The following is a 19992-nucleotide window of genomic DNA, read 5'->3' on the forward strand; positions in this document are numbered from 1 at the left end:
CTGTTGGCAGGGTTGAAAGCAGCAAGGACTTACGCGCGGCGAGCCTTCAATCCAAAGCCACGCACCACGCTATGATCGGCTTACATTGGGCTGTCAGGGAAAAGACGGAATGAAGGCATGGCGTTGGTGTTTCATCGGCACGGGCATGCTGCTCGCCGGTCAGGCATGGGCCGACGAATGTCACCTCAAGGATTACGGCACGTTGCCCGTGGACATGGTCGGAAGCCAGGCCACGACCATGGTGAAGATCAACGGGAAAGACACGCGCTTCATGATCGACACGGGCGCGTTCTTCAACATCATGTCGAACGCCACGGCCACCTCGCTTGGGCTCAAATTGCAGCCCGTGCCGTTTGGCTACCGCGTCGGCGGCATCGGCGGCTCCACGAGTATCCAGCAGGCCCACGTCAAGGAATTCGGCATACTGGGAACCACCCTGCCCAACGTGGACTTCATGGTGGGCGGCACCGACATCGGCACGGGTCTGCTCGGCGCGAATGTGCTCGATTTCGCTGACCTGGAAATCGATCTCGCCCAGGGCAAGTTGACGCTGTTCAAGGTGGAGAACTGCGACAAGGTATCGCTGGCGTACTGGGCCAAGGACGGCAAATACAACGTCGTCGACACCGTGCGGTCCCGTAATGCCTACGATCGCCGCACCTTCTTCGACGTCGTGGTGAATGGCCGGAAGCTGCGCGCGCTGGTCGACTCGGGAGCGTCGGCCACGCTGCTGAGCCGCGATGCAGCCGAGCGCGCCGGCATCAACGTGAATGCACCTGGCAACAAGGGTGGCAGCTCCAGTTATGGCGTTGGCGGCAAACAGGTGAAAACCTGGACCGTAAAGGTCGACACGTTCTCGGTGGGCACGGAAACCATCCAGCACTCGCAAATGCAGGTGCTCGATGGCCACATCGGGGATGACACCGACATGCTGCTCGGCATCGACTTTCTGCTTGCCCATCGCATGTTCATCGCCAACAGCAAAAGGAAGGCGTATTTCACCTATAACGGCGGGCGCGTATTTACCTTTGCCTCGGCGCCGGATGACGGCAGCAAAACCGAAAGTGCCCCAGCGAGCGCGACAAGCGCCACGCCCAGGGCAGCCAGCGATTTCGCCCTCTCCGGGCAGGCACATCTGTCCCGCGGCGAGTCCGGTGCGGCCGTTGCTGATCTGGACCAGGCGATACGCCTGGCGCCCGATCAAGCTCCCTATTACGTTGCTCGCGCGAGGGCCCACGAAGCGAGCAAGCAACCCGATGCCGCGCTGGCCGACCTCGACAAGTCGCTGGGTCTTGATCCCAGGAATCTCGATGCCCTGCTGATGCGCGCGCAGATTCGCCTTGCGCACAAGGATCGCGCTGGCGCTGCAGCCGATGTGGCTGCGGCAAGCAGCGTGGCGCCGCCAGGCTCCGATCGGACACGGTTGATCGCGTCCCTGTATATCCAGCTCGACGATCCGGCGGCAGCATTGCCCCTGCTCGACGACTGGATTCGACTGCACGACAACGATGCGCTGCTGGGCATGGTGCTCAACCAACGCTGCTGGGCGCGCAGCCTGAGCAACCAGATGCTCGATGATGCGTTGAAGGACTGCCGCAAGGCACTCAAGCGCGATGGCGCCAACCCGGCCTATCTCGACAGCCTCGGCCTGGTCGAGTTGCGCTTGGGCGACTACCCCTCCTCCATCAAGGCCTACGAACAAGCGATGGCGCAGGGCCCCGTTTCAGCGTGGATGCGCTACGGCCTGGGTCTGGCAAGGATTCGTTCAGGGCAGGTCGATGCCGGCCGCGCCGATCTGGCGGCCGCACGTGCCATGGATTCGCAAATCGAAGCGCGTGCCGGCAAGTTCGGGCTGGCAGAAGGAACTCCGCAACACCAGACGGACGTCCATTGAAGCAGGCCACCCGCGTCGCGCGTTGTCAGCCTGCCGACGCCGCGGCCTTGAATGTCACCACCAGCACGTCGCGGCACGCAGGGCGGCTCGGATCCAGGGGCAGCACCGGTGTCACACCATGATAGACGCTGTGGTCATAGATCAAGGCAGCATCCAGCGGATGCGTCAGCGTGAAATCGCCCAACAGCTTTCCATCGGGCGAGTGAATGGTGGTGGTGCCGCTGGCGATGTTCTGGCGGTTCACCAGCAACACCATCACGTAATCCACGCCATCGCGATGACTGCCTTCCGGCGTCGGTTCACCGGCGGCGTCCGTGCTGGCTTCGATGCGGAACTGATGCGCTTCGACGTGCCAGCGCGCTACCTCCGGTGCCAGTCGAGCGAAGAAGGCGTGGCAGAAGTGAAGAATGGTGCGCATGGTCGAGCCCGTTGCCACGGACGATTCCATCGGTTCGAACCAGCGCTGGATATCGCCCTGCAAAGCGTTGTATTGCAGGCTCTGGAAATGTGGCTGATGCGGTTCTAGGGTAACCGTGCCATCCACGGAAGCCGCAAAGGTTGCATGTCGCCTGCGCCGGAACCGCCCTTTCGCCGCCAGATACGGATCAGGCCCCAGGTGTTGCCAACTCGCGGCAAACTGATCCCAGTCGGACAGCTCACCCACCGACACAAGCAAGTCACGCATGCCTTCGCCTTCGACAAAGGCAAAGCCCGGCGCGGTCACCTGATCGAGCAGCGCCGCAACCAAGGGGTCGGTGGGATTGAGCATGTTTCTTTCCTGATTGAACTGGACCAACTGCGGGCAGGCTAGACGCGCAGGCCTGCGCCAACGTTTCGTGGCAGTCATGCATGACGCACGGCCCACCAAAGCGCAGATGCTAAAGTACGCCATCCCAACACGCACGACGTCATCATGAACAGCGACGCTTTCTACCCTATTGGAACACCGGGGCAGCCCTGGGGCCCTGCTGAGCGCAGTGAATGGCTTGCGCGACAGGTCAAGCAGCGCAGCTATGCCGATGACGTGACAAGCGTGGTGGATACCCTGCGCGACACGTTCGACGTGAGCGAATACGGCGCACTGGACTACGGAACGGAACATTTTCCGTTGCTTGTCGTGCGCAGCCGAAACTGGCGCGCTGATCTTCCCGTGATGGTGGTGACGGGCGGCGTACACGGCTACGAAACCAGTGGCGTGCGTGGCGCGCTTCAATTCCTGCAACACCACGGCAGCGAATACGCCGGCAAGGTGAATCTGCTGGTGGTGCCCTGCGTCAGCCCGTGGGCATACGAGCGCATCCATCGCTGGAACCCCGACGCACTCGATCCCAACCGCAACTTCCGCGAGGGCAGCCCTGCCGGTGAATCGGCGGCACTGGTGGCGCTGCTGGCGCCGCTGCGCGACAGCACCCTGATGCACATCGACCTGCATGAAACCACCGATTCCGACGAGTCAGAATTCCGGCCCGCACTTGCTGCGCGCGATGGCAAGGACTACGCGCCGGATGTCGTTCCCGATGGCTTCTATCTGGTGGATGACGCCGACCATCCGCAGCCCGCCTTTCAGCAGGCGGTGATCGATGCCGTGGCCAAGGTAACGCACATCGCCGAGCCGGATGCCAAGAGCGAGATCATCGGTGCGCCGCTGTTGTTGCCGGGTGTGATCAAATTCCCGGTGCGCCAGTGGAGCCTGTGTGCAGGCATCACCAACGCACGATACGCCACCACCACCGAGGTCTATCCCGATAGCCCGCGCACCACGCCGCAGGAGTGCAACGATGCGCAAGTGGCGGCAATACGGGCTGCCATGGATTACGCACTGGCGCATCGCAACGGCTGATACGCCGCGTGGCCGACGATTCGACGGCACCATCAGCTGGCCTTACTGGGGAAACAGGAACGTAGCGCCCAGGCGAACGCCCCAGCCGTGAGGGCTGTTATCGGTGGCGTGATCCCAATAGCGGGCACCCAGAAAGAACTGCACCGGCTGGCTGCCGAGCTTGACCAGCTTGGCAGCCACCATGTTGATGGGCACCGACCACTGCGAATGCTTCCAGTCGTAGGTGGATTCGGTCTGCAAAGTGAAAGTCCACGCGGTGGGTGTGTTGTACGAAAAGAACGGCTGCACGAAGGACGAACTCACCGCCGCGCGGTTGCTCTGCCCGCCCACCGACCAGATGTGGTTGAACAGCAGGCCGTACGTCCATGGCCCCTGCTGGCGCAGCACCACGAAGGTGGGACCCGCGCCCCATTTGCCCGCACCCAGCAAGCGATCCGTCGCGGTGGGCAGCAGCAACACCGGACCCACACCCCATATCCAACCGCCCGCCGTGGGAGCCTTGGGTGAAAAGAACAGGCTCTGGGTGACATCGCCCAAGCCCGTCTGACTGCCCAGCCCCGGCGCGATCTCGTGCTGGCTCACCACCGGAACGATGGTGCGCGAAATCATGTTCCAGTCGCTGCTGATCGATACCGGAATCACCGGCTGGAAATTCATGAGGTACTTGTCGCCATCCTGCGCCGGTCCGATGTTCTGGTCGTAGTTGAACTGGAACGGCACGCTGATGAGCGACGCGACCGGATTGGACAGCTTCTTGGCCAGATCCTGCGCGCCGCCGGCATCCTGGTTGCTGGCATCTTGCGCGTGGCAAAACTGGGTGGCGAGCAACAGGGTGAGCGCAGCGGCGAAGCGAAAGGCACATGGCTTGGGCATGGACAACCTCGAAGATGCAGATGCATCGCTACCGATGGGCCAGGCATGCCAACCAATCGCAAGCCCGCATACGTCAGGAGATTCAGGGCTGTGCCGAGCCGCCGCAACGGCATAACTACGGGCGTAGCATGCGTAAAACTACGGAGATATCCCTTGGATTCCGGGTAGCGCTCCTGACCATCGGGGATTTCCTGGCGTTCAATCGATGGCAATGTGGCCAGCCACGCAAACAGGAGAAACACGCATGTCCGAAATCACGGCGACCACGTTTGTCCTTGCCGTCAACAGCCTGGCCACATCGGTGCGCTTTTACACCGAGCAGCTCGGCTTCGAAGAGACGCTACGCGAGGATGGCTGGTCGTTTCTCCAGCGCGGGGCATGTCATCTTCGGATCGGGGACTGCCCCGATGCCCAGCCCATGACCGCTTGCCAGGATCACTCGTGGTTTGCCTATCTGCATGTCCGCGATATCGGCGACCTGTTCCGCGAATACCTTTCCCGAAACGTGGAGATATGGCATCCGCTGGAAGACAAGCCGTGGGGCATGCGCGAGTTTGCCATCGTCACGCCCGACGGGCATCGCATCGTATTTGGTGAGCAGATCGTGTAACGAAACGTGCCTTGAAACAAACGCAAAGACGCGCTTCTTCCTCCACGCCATCAACAACGGGAAAGCCATCGTCCATCAGGGTGATGGCGTGCTGCACGAACCGGACGGCAGCACGCCCATCGATTTCTTCAGAAGCGCAGCTTGAGCAGTAGCTGGAATCCCTTGAACTTGAAATCCACGTCACCGCGAAACTGGGAGCGGCTGACATCCGCATCGATCCGGTTGAATGAGTACTGCGTGATCACACCGAAGTGATCCCACGGATAAAACTCCGCACCCACGCGTCCGTTGTAAAGCGTGGCATCCACTTGATCAACGTTGGCCTTGAAAGCACCGGCATCTGCCACGATGCGTACCCAATCCGTCGCCTGGTAGCGATAGGAAACGCCGATCCATGGATCAGGAAGATCACTGGATACGCGCGCCGTTCGCGTGGCGCTGGTGCTTACCTCGTTGTTGTTGGTGGCGGCAAAGGCATTGCCTGACAGCTTCAGGCTGAAGCGGTAGGCCTGTAGCCCCACGGAAACACCGAAAGCACCGCGGTCGCCAATCCATGCCCAGTACCGGTAACCGGCCGACGCCGCATCAAGCGAAAAACGTGAGGAGAGCTGCGCGCCGACTGCCAGCTGATCTCCATTGAATTCCAGCGTGCGGTTGAGGTAACGCGAGCTGTCGTTGGAGTCGTGGTAGTAGGTGAACTCGACCTCATGCCGATCCCAAGGGCGCCAGGTCACGTCCAGATAGGGCAACGTGCGGGTGCCGCCCTGACCAAGGTCACGGGAAAAATCCAGCCGCGAACCGGAGTCTTTCACGGCGCCATCCGCGCGCATGTTGGCCGAGGTGTTGTTGGAGAAGCCACCCACGCTGACCGACAGATAGTCGAGCATCGGATGGTCGTCCGCGTGGACGTTTTGCACGAAAAGCACCAGCGCGGCGGCGCCAAAGGCCGCCATACGAGAACAGTGACTGCAACGCATATCCCCTCCCGTAAGGGTCGAGGTAGCAGTATCTTCCCCCGCGATGTCGTCGCTGGCTGCTGCCAGTGTGGACATCACCACATCACCAACCAGTCGTGTGCCGCCTCCGTGGCAGACCTCGACGTGCGCCAACTTCCGTTGACGCCGTGTTAGGCAATTTTCTGCCTGAGCATGCACGCCTGCCAGCGTATTTCTACGCAAACTAGCAGTGGTTGCGCATCATTGCGCATCGGGTCGACGCCGACGATTGGTCGGCGGGCAGCGTCAGTGCGGATCGGCGACGGCAAGCTGGTAAGGTTCGATGCCGGAGCTTCGGAAATCGGCAAGCGCTCGAGCCCCGTCGATCTTTTCCAAGGGCTCGACCCGCGCCACCGACAGCGGTGCTGCTTCCATGGTGGCCATATGCGGTTGGTTCCGAGGCGCAAAAAATGCTTCGCGAACCGTACGGCCTTCGCGCGCGATCACCATTGCAGCCGGTGTCGTATCGAGCATGGCGCCGTGCATGGCGAGATGCGACACATTTGGCGCGGCCGTATCCACGTACAACGGCCCCTCCATGGACTGCGAGCCCACCCAGGCCAAGGGTGCCACCATCACGAGCGATGCCATCAGCCAGTTCAGGCCTGAGCGGAGTTTCCCATCGTCGGAATGAGACATAGTTGTCGTCTCCTTTGATGCAACCGTGGATGCCGGACGTGCAACATCGGCCAAGCAACGCCCCGGTACGGGCCCCGGACGCGAACGCACGGGCGTGGACCATGAAAGCACGGCGTTACAGTCATTACGACGGTGGATCTACGCGGTTGGGATTGCGTAAAAACACCTAAGGCCTTGAAAGATGCCTTCGCGTTGCGTGTTCTCCACGCAACATTCACAACTCGCTATGGCTTTCGTTACCTGATACTCCACGAAAGCTACGCTTCAGTGACCGCCGGTGATCCAGGCCGTGATGGCGCGATCGCTTCAACGGTGGGCAACCAGTCTCTTTCGGGCAAGCGACAGCCAGAACTGAGATAATGGTCGATTGCCCTCCCGCACGTGGCCTTTTTATGCACATCGGCATCGACTTCGGCACCAGCTATTCGGCAGCCGCCGCCATCATCAATGGTGAGCTCACCCTGGTTCGCTTCGGCGAAGCGGAACAGTTCCGCACGGCGGTGTACTTCCCGGAACTGGTGCCCGATCCCAACGATTTCGAACTCACGCCCGAGCTGGAAGCCCAGCTGGAGACGCATATTCGCTCCGCCCGCACCGAGCTGCGTCGACAGGCCGCCGCCGGCAACACGGTGTCGCGTTCCGACGAGGAGCTTCGCCGTGATGCGCTGCGCGTGGTTCGCCGCCAATGGATGGAAGAACAGGCGCGCGCCGCGACGGCGTCCGTAGCCAGCTTCCAGCATGCCTTGTTCGGCGAGGACGCGGTGGAGGGTTACCTGGAAAGCGGTGGCGGCAACCTCATCGAATCGCCGAAATCGATGTTCGGCTATCGACTGGACCCGCAGGTACGCAAGGTGATCGTGCATATCGCCACGCATATCCTTGAACACATTCGCCTCACCGCAAGCCGCCAGTTCGGCGAAGCCGTGCGTGGTGCAGTGATCGGGCGACCGGTGGAGTTTCGCAGCTCCATGGGCGCCGCCGGTTCGGAACAGGCCATTGAGATCCTGCGCGAGGCCGCCGCGGCAGCCGGCTTCGATGAAGTGCGTTTTCTGGAAGAACCCGCGGCCGCCGCGATGCATTACCACAAGAGTCTCGCCGACCGTCAGCACGCGCTGATCGTCGACATCGGCGGTGGCACCACCGACGTCACGCACGCCGAACTCGGCGGCGAAGCATCGCCACTGATTGCGCGCAACTGGGGCTTGCCCAAGGGCGGTACCGATCTGGACGTGGGCGTGAGCCTGCACAATTTCATGCCACTGATGGGCAAGGATGTCGTGCGCGTGCCGCAGCACCAGTTCGTGGAAGCCGCCAGCGTGCACAACCTGCCCAAGCAACGCGAATTCCGGAAGCAGAATTACCGACTGGTCGCCGCACCTTACGGTGCACGACTTCGCGCACTGCAGGAACTGGGCGCCACCACGCGTCTCAATCAGACGGCCGAGCGCACCAAGATCATGCTGAGCAGCAACGACAACCATCGCGCCGTGCTGGATTTCATCGAGCCGGGCCTGGCCGTCGACGCGACGCACGAGGATTTGAATGCGGCCATCGAACCATTCCTGACGCAGCTGGAGCGCACGCTTACCACCGTGCGCGACGACATCGCCGCCCTGCCCGCCAGCGTTTTCCTCACGGGCGGCACGTCGCGCTCACCGCAGGTGAAGGCACGCGTGCACGCGTGCTTCCCCGAGATTCCGTTGGTGCATGGCGATCCGTCGCTGGGCGTGGTGTCGGGGTTGGCGGTGGCGGCCAGCGAGGTTAGCCTTTTGTCGCTTTGAAACCGGATGGTCTTGCCAGGATGCGCCTCGCGAACGTATGACCACACGTCTTGGCTAACGGCATCAAAGGTTGAGCGTGATGTCCACGCCTTGAGCCTTGATAGCCTCAAAGGTGGGGCGGGCCTTTGCACTCGCCGTTATCTCCAGCTGGCTATTTGATCGCCATGCGAGCCGCAGGTTCTTCATTTCATCCAGAGTGGCCTCGTTGTCGTCCAGCACGACAATGTCCACCACGCTCCGAACGTTAGCCGTCTTTAGCGATACCGTCGTGAGGGCATAGCTGTTGCCTGGACCTCCCCACACATCGATTTTCGCGAAGGCTACGTGGCTCCCATCCGGGGAAGGCTCTTGCACGGTCCACACCGTTTTTGGGTTATCGCTGCAACAAGCCAGCATGGTGGATGCCAGGATCAGCGATACCGTGGTCCTTTTTGTTCCCCGCATATGACATTCCTCCCTGAACCTCATTCATAGCCGATCTCAATGGTGGCTAAGTGGCGGCTTGAGGCAAAGCTTGTCGCAAAGAATGGGAATCCTTACCGTAGTTCAGCCGATCACGCGCACACCGAATGCCTGCAGCACCAGCGCAACGTTGAGCGCCAACACCACGGCCATGGCAATGAACGCCACCACCTGCAGCTGCGCACGATTGCGGAACACGCCCATGATGTCGCGTCTTCCGGTGAGCCAAAGCAGCGCAAGCATCGGGAACGGTAGCGTGAGACTCAAGGCAATCTGACTGGCGACGAGTGCCCTGGTCGGGCTGACGCCCATGCCCACCACGACGAAGCTGGGCAGCATGGTGATGCTGCGCCGGACCCAAAGCGGAATGTGGAACTTCGCAAAGCCCTGGGTGATGACTTGCCCCGCCATGGTGCCCACCACGGAGCTCGATAGCCCGGCCGCAATGAGTGCGAGCAGGAACAGGCCTGCCGCCCCGGCACCCAACAACGGCCCCAAAGCCTCGTAGGCTTCGCGAATATCGTCGACGTCGGTGTGATTGGCGTGAAACGCCGCCGCGAATACCGCCACCATGGCGACATTCACCAGGCCGGCAAGCGCCAGCGTGATGGCTACTTCGCGGTTGGAAAAGCGCAGCAGGGTCCGGCGCTGCATGTCACTGCGCACCGGCGTGCGCGACTGCGTCAGGCCCGAGTGCAGGTAGAGCGCGTGCGGCATGACAGTGGCGCCCACCAGCCCCACCGCCAGGTTCAATGCGCCGCTGTCAGGCAATTCGTGCGACACCAGCCCACGAACCACACCGTGCCATTGCACGTGCGACACCAGCAGCTCGGCGAGAAATACAAGGCCAATGGTGCCCACCAACACACCTATGGCAATTTCCATGGGACGAAAACCGCGTCGCTCCAGCATCAACATCGCGTACGTCGCGATGGCAGCGATGGCCAGGCTCGGCATCAACGGCAGGTGGCAAAGCAGCGATACACCCAATGCACCACCGAGCAATTCGGCCAGATCCGTTGCCATGGCGGCCACTTCGCTCGATGCCCACATCAGCATCACCAGCGCCGTCGGCAGGTGATCGCGCGACAGCTCGGCAAGGTTGCGCCCGGTAACAATGCCCAGCTTCGCCGAAAGCATCTGGAACAACACCGCGACGGCACTGGCCAGCGCCACCACCCATAAAAGGCTGTAGCCGTACTGCGCTCCGGCCTGGATATTGGTGACCAGATTGCCCGGGTCCAGATAGGCCACGGACACGACCACACTCGGACCCAGCAACGCCAGCGCCGCGCGCCAACTGCGCCCTTGCAACGGCGCACCCTGTGCCGGGCTCGCCTCGGCATTCCCGGCAACAAGCGGCAGCGACGGTTGGAGGACAAAGGCGTTCATGCGCGCAAGGATGGCAGCCATGTGTTGGACGGGATCGTCTTGAAATCTACTGCCGCGCTGCACGCCCGTGAATTTGATTGATTGGATGGCGCCGATAAGAAGCGCCTATCGCTCGCGGCGAACGCCACGGTTGCCGCAAGGTCTTGCCGCCGTATCGCCGTCACGCCGCTGTCACTGCGCATTGCTTGAATCCTGCCAGCTTCTGGCTGGCGCGGGTGGTCCGCGCCCTTTTCCACGCATCCGGGGAACAACCTAATGAAGAAGGCCTTGTTGGCGCTGGCGACTGCCGGCCTGCTGCTCACGTCTGCTGCGCAGGCGGCTACGTCGCGCACGAGCTGGGTGGTCTCGCAGATCTACAACTACAACCATCCGCTGGCCGCGACGGACAGCACCGATCTCGCCACCAAGATGTCCACGATGGCAGCCAGCGCGTTCAACTTCTATCGCGGCACCGACCACATCTTCTATCAGGACATGACCACCCTGCCCGCGTCGGCCTATACGACGTCGCAGACGGGCTTCACCTGGATCGGCGGCGATGCGCACATCGGCAACTTCGGCGCATGGCAGGACAGCAGCGGCAACAATGTGTTCTCTGTCGACGATTTCGACGAAGGTTACCTGGGCCAATACGTATGGGACCTGCGCCGCCTAGCCACCAGCATGGTGCTGGCCGGCCGCGCCAATGGCATCGCCGACAGCGACATCACCACCGCGATCAACACGATGGTGTCGGCGTACATGAGCGAAATGAACGACTTCAAGGGCAGCAGCGACGAGCTGAGCTTCCAGCTGAAGAACGGCAACACATCCGGCGTGGTGCAAGACACCATCAGCGACTCGAAAGGCGATTCGCGTTCCAGCCTGCTGAGCAAATACACGCAGGTAAGCGCCAGCACGCGCACGTTCCAGACCGTGGCCGGCTCGCTCGCCACGGTCAACAGCACCACCTACAACGCCATCGTCGCTGCGATGAACAGCTACATCAGCAGCATTTCCTCGTCCAAGCGTTATGCGGCCAGCTACTACCAGGTGAAGGATATTCGCCAGAAGCTTGGCTCCGGCGTCGGCAGCCTTGGCAAGCTGCGCTACTACGTGTTGATCGAAGGCCCGTCCACGTCGACGTCGGACGACGTGATCCTGGAATTGAAGCAAGAGCTGCCCAGCGTGGTGACGGAAGCGGACAACGGCCAACTGCCCGCCACCGACTACAGCAATAACGAAGGCAACCGCGTGGCGATGACGGCCAAGGCACAAACGCTCAACGCCGACGTGTTGATCGGCTACGCCACCATCAACAACATGGCGTTCTACTTCCACGAAAAATCGCCGTTCGAAGAAGACTTCGATTACACCCAACTCACCAGCGCCGGCAAACTCAACACCGCCGCCACCTACCTCGGACAGGCACTCGCCTCTGCGCACGCGATTTCCGACCAGGACTACAACAGCACCATCGTGCCGTACAGCATCGACAAGCAAATCACCGATGCGGTAAGCAGCACGAGTGGCCTGCAGTCCGAGATTTCCACGTTCGCTTTCAACTATGCAACGCAGGTGAACCTGGATTGGCAGTCGTTCGTGAGCGCGTATAACGCGGGCACAGCGTTGTACTAAGCCGCGCATGCACCTAACTCCCTCTCCCCTCCGGGGAGAGGGTTGGGGTGAGTCCCGAAAAGGGGATAAAGGGCGGGTGCTCGCGAAAACGTCCTTAGTACGAATTGGCTTTGGCTTTTGGCCATTAGCTTTTGACTCCCGGGCCCCGTATGACAGCGGCGGGCGGGTGAAGGAATAGCCCGCAGGGTGGCTCGCATGGATGCGAGCCAGTTTGTCGTCAGGGCAGGATGCCCTGTCGACAAACCCCGTAACCCGCTCGCGTACCTGGAGGCCGAAGGCCGGAGGGCGCGTCATCCGGGGTGCCCTTCTCTTTGGTTACTTTCTCTTGGGCAAGCAAGAGAAAGTGACCCGGCCTCCGGCAGGAGGTCGGAAGCCCGCCGCAGGCGAGCCAGGTCGCGGCACCGCTTCAACCGAGCCACGGAGCAAAAGCAAAGTCACGGGATGACCGGCCCTTCGGCCGTTGAAACGCACCTCCAGCTTCCGCTGGGATGACGGTGAGGGATAGACAAGTTCCCGCGAGCACCCGCCCTTTATCCCCTTTTCGGGACTCACCCCAGCCCTCTCCCCGGAGGGGAGAGGGAGAAAGAGTGCGCCCCGTAGGGGAGGACATGCAGGACTGAAGGGAGAAAAGGCGCCCACCTTAGGCGGGGATAAGCACGCCGGTATTGAGAAAAAAACCGGCGTCCCGTTACGCCACACTCACCTTCCGCAACGGCACCACCTTCCCCGCATCCCTCTCCATATCCGCCGACAGGAAACTCGGCCGCGCCTGCATCACCGCCAACCCACGCTGCACATTCGGATACCTGGCCAGCAACGCCGGCCCTTCCGGAACCTGTGACAGCGAATGCATCAGCGGCGCAGCGAGATAGTCCGCCAGACAGGGCGCATTACCCACCAGGAAATCCCGCTTGCCATAAGCCGCATCCAGCGTGGCAAGCACGCGATCGATATCGGGCAACGCCGCATCGATTACCGCACGATCCGGCTTGCCATCCGCCGATGCGGGGAACAAATACGGCAACACGCAGCGCTTTACGATGGCGTCGTAGCCATAGTCGTCCAGCACGCTATACCACTGCTCCGCACGCGCCCTTGCAGTTACGCCGTTCGCCGGAAGAAAACTCGGCCCGTCGAACGCTTCGTCGATGTAGCGAAGGATGGCGCGCGTCTCGTAGAACTGCAGTGGACCGTCATACATGGCCGGAATGCGCCCGAACGCGTGAATCGCATCCACTTCCGGCGAATGCGGCTTCGCGGGCTTGAGCGTGTACGCCACGCCCTTTTCCGCCAGCGCAATGCACACGGTACGCACATACGTGCTGATCGGGCTGCCCACGATGACGATGGTGCGCGCTGAACCTTCCGGGTCCAGGTAGTCTTCCAGGTGATTGAACACGGACGTCCATCCCTGGTTGTGATCGTCGCGCACGGCGGCATCGGGGAAGCCGGTATGGCGCATATGCAGCTGCGTGCCGCCGTCTTTCTCGGTGAGCGTCACTTCAATGAGTGTGGTGCGTGCCGCCGCGTCGCCCTCGCCGTCCCACGCCCAGGTATAGGCGAGGTACTCGGGACGGTCGATGGCCTGGTAGACGCCACCCACGCCATGCACCACGCCATCACGGGTCACCATGGTGATGCGATAACGACCGCCCACGCGCACATCCGAACTCACCTCGCCCACATGCAGGCCACGCGGGCAGTGCCACACGGACATCGCGGCTTCGTCGGTAAAGGCGTCAAATACTTTTTCGCGCGGCGCGCGGATAAAGCGGGTCATTTCCAGCTCGAAGGTTGCAGCTTGCGTGGTCATGGCTTCTTCCTCGGAGTACGTGGTGCGCCGCTGTCACGTTGCTTCGTATCGGCGCGATGGGTTCGCTCGACGAATTCGACCAGTCGATCCAGATTGCCTTCCCAATGGCGGCGATACGCCTCCAGCCAGTCGTGCGCATCGTGCATGGGTTCTGCCCGCAGGCGGCAAATACGCCACCGGGCATCCACTTCCCGTGCGATCAGCCCTGCGCCTTCCAGCACCCGCAGGTGCTTGGAGATGGCCGGTGCGGACATGTCGAAGGGTTCGCCCAACTCCCCCACCGTGGCCTCGCCTTTCGCGAGGCGGGTGAGGATGGCGCGGCGCGTGGGGTCGGCCAATGCAGCGAAGGTGATCGACAGCGGATCGTCGGTGTTTGCCATGGCTTCAATTAACCACTTGGTTAATTGATAGTCAAGCGCTTTTTCGTCGAGCCTTTGTGAAGACTCAAGCGACCAAAGCCCAAGGAAAGTGCGGTGGCGGCAGGACGCCGCCACCGCTGGAACATCAGAACTTGTAGGAGATCATCACGCGGTTATACGTAAACGACTCATTACCTGGATTGAGGTTGGCGATGCCGCCCACCGAGCGTTCCCAGCGATCACGCAACTGCAGGCCTTTGAGCACGCTGTCCATGTTGTAGATGATGTCGAAGTACAGATCGTGGCTGTCGCCGCGCTCGTACGTGGTGTACTTCGCATACGCCGCCACCAGCTGCAGCTTCTTGTTGAAGAAGCTGTACTGCATGCGGCCCTTGTAGGCATGCCCGGGGCCCACTTCCACCAGGCCGCGAATCATCGAGGTGGTGAACAGCGGGTCGGTACCGTAGTTCACCGTGTAGGGCGAAATAAGCGCGCCATCACCCACCGCACCGCTCTCGCCGCTGAGCTTGTTGTACGCAAAGTCGATCTTGCCGTCGAAGATGGTGGTGCCGATGTCGGCGCCCCAGGCTTCGGCATCGACCTTCGTACCCGCCACGCCCACCAGCTTCGTCTTGGTCTCGACCAGGATGTTGTCGTCGCTGCTGTTTTCCTTCAATGCCTGCACGGCAATGAACGGATTGAACGGCGTACCGGTAGTGAAGGTGTAGCTGCCGTTGACGTAACCCATCGTCGCGAAGCGAAGGAAGTTGTAGTACCACGCTTCGGCTTTCAGCCCACCATTGGTGTAATTGGTACCGGCAGCCCAGGTGCCCGGCGTACGCGGCGATGTGATCGGCAACGAACCGTTGTTGCCGTACATGGAATCGCTGTCGAACTTCGACGGGTAGTACAAGTTGTCAGGATACATGCCGTTGGAGGTGCGGCTCTTCCAGCTGTATTCGCGAATGCCGTAGATGTTCCAGTTGGTGACCGGCGTAATGCCCACCAGGATGGCGTTGTACGACGAGGGAATCACGCGCGAATCGTTGTTGCCCATCCACGGCGTGTCGAGATACTGGTAGCCGCCCTTGAAGAGGAACCAGTCGTGTTTGTACTGCACGTATGCCTGGCTCCACGCACCCAGCGAACTGTTCGGGCCCATCAGGGAGGTATCGACCTTGGCGGGGTTGTCGTCCTTCGTGCCAAGCATGTTGGCCGTCACGAACGAACCGCCAAAGCTCAAGCCGCCCAGCACGGTGCCGGTCTGCGCGTTGATCAGCGCCGCCAGCGACAGCGAATGCGCGTCGGGCGTGGCTGGTGTGTCGTAAAGGCGATTGAAGTCGTACAGGCGCAACTGGCCGTCGACATGGCCCTGGGTAAACAGATCATCGAAGCTGTCGGCATGGGCCACGGCAGAACACACGGCCAAGCCCAGCGCTACGGCCAACTTGCGTCGCATACGTCTCTCCCCGATATTGAGTTCGGAACGCCGGGCAGTCCCCATCACTTGCCCCCCGGCATCATCGCGAACGAATTGTGACCGTTTTATGACGATTCACAAGTGACATGGCCCCGGCCCCGATATGAGGCTTTGCCATGAGCTTATTGGGGAGAGGTTCTTTAGGCCGTCAGGTGGCGACGGGATAGGAATGCTGCACGGGCGCGCCGCCGAATCGCAGCAACCACTCAAAGTCGCGGGCAACGGCCGGGTTGCTGAAGTGTTCCATCACATGAACACGGGCCGCCACACCCATGCGGCGGAACACGTCGGGATCGCACATGGCGAGTATGGCTTCACGCCAGTCGCCTACGCGGCCAGGTTCGACCAGCAGCCCCGTATGGCCGTCCATCATGGTTTCCGGAATGCCGCCGATCCGGCTGCCCAGCACGGGTACGCCACAGGCGCCGGCTTCAATCGCCACGCGCCCGAAGGTCTCGGGCTCCACGGAGGGAAAAGCCAGGAATGAAAAGGCCGCATAAAATTGCGCCGTATCGTTCACCCAGCCCGTGAAATGGTGGCGAGCCGCCGCACCGCCCTGCTCCGCCATGCTGTGCAACACGTGCTCTTCAGGGCCGTTGCCCACCCACAAGGCATGTAGGCGACCGTCGGCCGCCATGGCGGCGTTGGCGGCCTTCATCAACGGAACAACGCCTTTGCCACCATGCATGCGTCCGGCGTAACCCATGACGATCGCGTCGTCCGGTATGCCGAATTCCCTGCGCACCTGCGCACTGCGGGTGAAATCCGGATGGAACACGCGCGTATCGACCGGGTTATAGGAAATGTGCACACGCTCCGGCGGCACGCCCCGCGCCAGGTACGCATCGCGCGCGTACTCGGACACGGCCACGAAGCGCTGCGCGAGCCGCGGCACACCGTATTCGGAAATCTTGCTCATGCGCGGGTTACGGTGACGAAACAGAGCGACCTGCGTGTTCGTCGCACGGCCGCAAAGAATCAGCGGCCAGTATTCCTTGCCGAAGTTGCCAACCAGCCAATCCGGCGCAAAGCGTACGATGCGCTGGAACACCGCCGTGTAGCCGCGCAGGTCATAGGCATTGCGGAACGTGCTTTGAAACGCCGGGATGCGCGCCGACGCCATGCCCTCGCCGATCAGGCCGCGACGGGAAACAATGCTCTCGACCTGATGGCCTGCTTGGGACAGCGCGCGCGCCAATGCCACGAAATGCGTGGCAGCGCCCGTGTTTTCCGGATTGGTGCCAACGAAGAGGAGCTTCATGCGCGCTTGTCCTCATACCCCGTGAGCACCTTGGCAGCGACTTGCGGCAGCACGTGATGACGCGCCACCTGGATGCGGGGCAGTCGCCACAAGTCCGAACCCGGAACGGCGCGACCGCGGTCCGTCGTTGTCGCTGCGATATAGCCCGCCTCCCGCGTAGCCCGCACGGCACGGCCGTCGTAATCGCCGTACGGATAGCAGAACTGCGTAACGCCAAAACCAAGGCGATCTTCCAGTTCGACCTTGCAGCCGTGCACCTCGTCGCGAAGTTGCTGATCGTTGCACTGGCTAAGACGCGCATGCGTGCGCGAGTGCGCGCCGACTTCCATGCCGCCGGCACGCCAGGCGCGCAGTTCTTCCACCGACATGAGTGGTTTGCGAATGCCCAGCTTGGATTCGTCCCAGGCGTTGTACTGGCCGATGTAACCGCTGACGGCGTAACACGTCGCCGTAAAACCAAGACCCCGCAATGTGTGCATGGCGGATGTGAGGTTATCGACGTAACCGTCGTCGAGCGTAATCACCGCAATCTTGTCTTCGCGTTCGCCCCGCAGATACGGCATGGCATCGGCCATGGATACGCCGCGATAGCCAAGCGCTCGCAGCAACGCCATTTGCCGCGAGAACGAGCCAGGCGATACATACAGGCTTCGATACACGCGGATGCCGTCGGGAACATCGGCAATGTTGTGATACATCAGGATGGGAATCTTCACGAGGATGTCTTCGCATCATTCGGGTCAAGCGTGCTCAGCCCCCTGTGTTACTCCTCGACATCTGCGCGAATCTTTCGCTTGCTTGCACGTACTTGTCGTTTCACAAGGCGTTGAACAAGCTTCGCCCGTAGCTGACAAAGGCCTTGCGCGGAGATGAAGCCCGGCTGTATCCATCGCGCATCCCGGCGCCGGTCACCATGCCTTTCGGTTGCAAGAACACCGTGCGATATCTCCTCCATCGCGAACGCCCGATTCGCATCGACGCAGCATCGGCGCAAGATTCTTTACGCGATTTATATGATGGACGTGTCGTTCGACATCGCTTCTTTACGCGAAGCTGCTCGACCATGTGTCCATGGAAATCCACTCACAGCACTCACACGCCACGGGCTGGCGAGGTATCGGCATCGGGCTGTCGCTCGCACTGTTTGCATTGTCGCTTGCCCAGCTTCTGACACGACCGGGAGAAGATGCGGCAATGTGGCGAGGCCTTGCGCTCTCGTCGATTTATCTTGTGCTTTGCCTGAGTCAGCGGCGCCTGTTCAAACCCGCGCGAGTGCCCGGCAACCCGCAGGTTCGAATCAAGTAACTCACGCATGTAATCCAATGGCGTGCATCGGCGTTCTTGATCCGGTGACCGTTTGATGTGTGAGCAACAAAGAGATCAGGAAGGCTTGCAGCCGGGGCGCCGCAGGTCGGTGAGCGGGCAGCAATCTTGCACCTGCGGCACCGGTTGCAAACCTTCCTGATTTCCATGCTCGCGAACTATTGTGGGAGCGCACCCTGTGCGCGACTCGCCCTGCTCGAAGACCGAGGCCGTCGCCCACAGGGTGCGCTCCCACAAGGAAGAGGCGCGCCAGGCTCAGCCTAGTGAATACGGACCGCCGCGTTCCAAGGCACGCTTGTACGCCGGGCGCTGCTGGATGCGCTTCACGAAAGCGGCGATGTGCGGAAGCCTGTCGCGCAGGCCACTGCGAGCCATGGCTGCCTCCATCGGAAAGCTCATCTGGATATCGGCGGCACTGAATTCGCTGCCTACGAACCAGCCCGTCTGCGCAAGCTCGTTGTTGACGTAGTTCAAGTGCAAGGCCAGTTGCGGATCGACAAAAGTCGCCTGCAACTTGTTGGCAATCTGCCGCGCAATCGGCTTGGCAAAGAACGGCATCGGCGAGGTGGCAATACGCGACGCCACCAGTTTCAACAGCAGCGGCGGCATCGCCGAGCCTTCGGCGTAATGCAGCCAATAGTTGAAGCGCAGCCGCTCCGGCATGCCGGGCAGCGGCGCCAGGCCGCCCGTGTCGTAGCGGTCCACCAGGTACTCGGTGATGGCACCCGACTCGGCCACGATCTGTCCGTCATCCTCGATCACCGGCGACTTGCCCAGCGGGTGGATGGCGCGCAGCTCGGGCGGCGCCAGCATGGTCCTGGGATCGCGCTGGTATTTGCGGATTTCGTACGGTACGTCCAGCTCTTCCAGCAGCCAGAGCACACGTTGGGAGCGGGAGTTGTTGAGGTGGTGGACGGTGAGCATGGCCGCTGCCGACGAGGTGGATGCGCGAGGCTAGCATGGCGACGCGCGCGGCTGTGAGTCGGGCGGCGGTGTTTTTCCAGGGGCTTGCCGCGCCACCGCCGTGGGGCGGCGGATCAGCTCACGCGGCGGCGGCTAACGGCCATCGTCCGATCACATCGTGCCGATGCTTGCCCACATGGCTGCGGATCAGCACGAATTCGTCCACCTGCCAATCGACGGGCTGGCCGACACTGTCGGGCAGCGCGACATCGTTGGCGTAGTACAGAGTCACATGGGGCGACAGCGCGCCCTTGTCCCAGCCGAAACCATGCTTGAAAAGCGCTTCGCCGATGGCGTCCTTCAGCGCCTGCGCTCGCGGTCCGGTTTCCCCGTCGCTGCGCAGGACGAGGCACGCCTGCCCGTAGCCGCCGGTGAATTTCTCAAAGCCATCCAGGCGCAGCCCGAAGGCGGCAGCGGTCACATCATCACCCGCACGCTTGAGCGACTCCTCGAAAGGAGCACGCAACCGCTTGAGGCTCTTGGGAGTACACAAGGTCAGATGCAGACGATGATCCTCGACCGGCGATGGGCGTAGCTCCTGCGCCTCGCGAACGGCGTGCGCACGCCGTTCGCCGATCTGCTGCAGGGCGATGCCCGCCGGCATCAGCGCAAAGAAGTAGTTGCACTCCGGCGCCAGGCCTTCGTCGCCGGATAGTCCAAACAGATCACCGCCTGCCATCACCTGCTCCG

General features: G+C 61.8%; 18 protein-coding genes. 5 read left to right on the top strand and 13 right to left on the bottom strand.

Annotated features, from left to right (window positions below; translation table 11 throughout):
* Positions 1–109 precede the first annotated feature (109 nt).
* Complete coding sequence (locus DK366_RS10340; protein WP_109125478.1) at positions 110–1894, top strand: aspartyl protease family protein; 1785 nt, start codon at positions 110–112, stop codon at positions 1892–1894.
* Positions 1895–1919: 25 nt separating this feature from the next.
* On the opposite strand, the gene DK366_RS10345 is transcribed toward DK366_RS10340, so the two are convergent.
* Positions 1920–2663 (bottom strand): 2OG-Fe dioxygenase family protein, encoded by a 744-nt coding sequence (locus tag DK366_RS10345; RefSeq protein ID WP_109125479.1) that lies wholly within the window; start codon positions 2661–2663, stop codon positions 1920–1922.
* Positions 2664–2807: 144 nt separating this feature from the next.
* Here DK366_RS10345 and DK366_RS10350 point away from each other — a divergent pair, with 144 nt between their 5' ends.
* Positions 2808–3734: a M14 family metallocarboxypeptidase gene (locus DK366_RS10350; RefSeq protein WP_109125480.1), complete on the top strand. Its 927-nt coding sequence runs from the start codon at positions 2808–2810 to the stop codon at positions 3732–3734.
* Positions 3735–3776: 42 nt separating this feature from the next.
* On the opposite strand, the gene DK366_RS10355 is transcribed toward DK366_RS10350, so the two are convergent.
* Positions 3777–4607, bottom strand: coding sequence for a hypothetical protein (locus tag DK366_RS10355; protein WP_109125481.1), 831 nt, complete (start codon positions 4605–4607; stop codon positions 3777–3779).
* Between the two features lie 244 nt (positions 4608–4851).
* Between DK366_RS10355 and DK366_RS10360 the strand changes: the two genes are divergently transcribed.
* Positions 4852–5217, top strand: coding sequence for a VOC family protein (locus DK366_RS10360; protein WP_157956500.1), 366 nt, complete (start codon positions 4852–4854; stop codon positions 5215–5217).
* A 128-nt stretch (positions 5218–5345) separates the two neighbouring features.
* Here the strand turns inward: DK366_RS10360 and DK366_RS10365 are convergent, their stop codons facing one another.
* Positions 5346–6134, bottom strand: coding sequence for a hypothetical protein (locus DK366_RS10365; RefSeq protein WP_157956501.1), 789 nt, complete (start codon positions 6132–6134; stop codon positions 5346–5348).
* Between the two features lie 324 nt (positions 6135–6458).
* A complete protein-coding gene (locus DK366_RS10370; RefSeq protein WP_157956502.1) occupies positions 6459–6803 on the bottom strand; it encodes a hypothetical protein in 345 nt (114 codons plus the stop codon).
* Positions 6804–7243: 440 nt separating this feature from the next.
* Between DK366_RS10370 and DK366_RS10375 the strand changes: the two genes are divergently transcribed.
* Complete coding sequence (locus DK366_RS10375; protein ID WP_109125485.1) at positions 7244–8632, top strand: Hsp70 family protein; 1389 nt, start codon at positions 7244–7246, stop codon at positions 8630–8632.
* A gap of 63 nt (positions 8633–8695) precedes the next feature.
* Here DK366_RS10375 and DK366_RS10380 read toward each other — a convergent pair whose 3' ends face one another.
* Both DK366_RS10380 and DK366_RS10385 read right to left on the bottom strand, forming a co-directional pair.
* On the bottom strand, positions 8696–9076 hold the full coding sequence (locus DK366_RS10380; RefSeq protein ID WP_109125486.1) for a hypothetical protein: 381 nt from the start codon (positions 9074–9076) through the stop codon (positions 8696–8698).
* Positions 9077–9178: 102 nt separating this feature from the next.
* Complete coding sequence (locus DK366_RS10385; RefSeq protein ID WP_198651505.1) at positions 9179–10507, bottom strand: Nramp family divalent metal transporter; 1329 nt, start codon at positions 10505–10507, stop codon at positions 9179–9181.
* 234 nt (positions 10508–10741) lie between these two features.
* On the opposite strand from DK366_RS10385, the gene DK366_RS10390 reads away from it, so the two are divergent.
* A complete protein-coding gene (locus DK366_RS10390; protein ID WP_198651506.1) occupies positions 10742–12103 on the top strand; it encodes a DUF2252 family protein in 1362 nt (453 codons plus the stop codon).
* A 688-nt stretch (positions 12104–12791) separates the two neighbouring features.
* On the opposite strand, the gene DK366_RS10395 is transcribed toward DK366_RS10390, so the two are convergent.
* The 7 genes from DK366_RS10395 to DK366_RS10425 form a co-directional block, all read right to left on the bottom strand.
* Positions 12792–13916 (bottom strand): SRPBCC domain-containing protein, encoded by a 1125-nt coding sequence (locus DK366_RS10395; RefSeq protein WP_109125487.1) that lies wholly within the window; start codon positions 13914–13916, stop codon positions 12792–12794.
* Entirely contained in the window at positions 13913–14296 is a 384-nt protein-coding gene (locus tag DK366_RS10400) for a metalloregulator ArsR/SmtB family transcription factor (RefSeq protein ID WP_109125488.1), read from the bottom strand. The genes DK366_RS10395 and DK366_RS10400 overlap by 4 nt, the downstream gene beginning before the upstream one ends.
* Before the next feature lie 124 nt (positions 14297–14420).
* Positions 14421–15734, bottom strand: a complete 1314-nt coding sequence (locus DK366_RS10405; protein WP_109125489.1) for a hypothetical protein — start codon at positions 15732–15734, stop codon at positions 14421–14423.
* A 169-nt stretch (positions 15735–15903) separates the two neighbouring features.
* Positions 15904–17016: a glycosyltransferase family 4 protein gene (locus DK366_RS10410; protein ID WP_109125490.1), complete on the bottom strand. Its 1113-nt coding sequence runs from the start codon at positions 17014–17016 to the stop codon at positions 15904–15906.
* Entirely contained in the window at positions 17013–17714 is a 702-nt protein-coding gene (locus DK366_RS10415) for a polysaccharide deacetylase family protein (protein WP_109125606.1), read from the bottom strand. Before DK366_RS10415 ends, DK366_RS10410 begins: the two co-directional genes overlap by 4 nt.
* Before the next feature lie 880 nt (positions 17715–18594).
* Positions 18595–19263: a glutathione S-transferase gene (locus DK366_RS10420; protein ID WP_109125491.1), complete on the bottom strand. Its 669-nt coding sequence runs from the start codon at positions 19261–19263 to the stop codon at positions 18595–18597.
* A gap of 118 nt (positions 19264–19381) precedes the next feature.
* On the bottom strand, positions 19382–19981 hold the full coding sequence (locus DK366_RS10425) for a 2'-5' RNA ligase family protein (protein WP_109125492.1): 600 nt from the start codon (positions 19979–19981) through the stop codon (positions 19382–19384).
* Between the last annotated feature and the right edge of the window lie 11 nt (positions 19982–19992).

The sequence above is a fragment of the Dyella sp. C11 genome (genome assembly GCF_003121485.1).
Taxonomy (GTDB): Bacteria; Pseudomonadota; Gammaproteobacteria; order Xanthomonadales; family Rhodanobacteraceae; genus Dyella.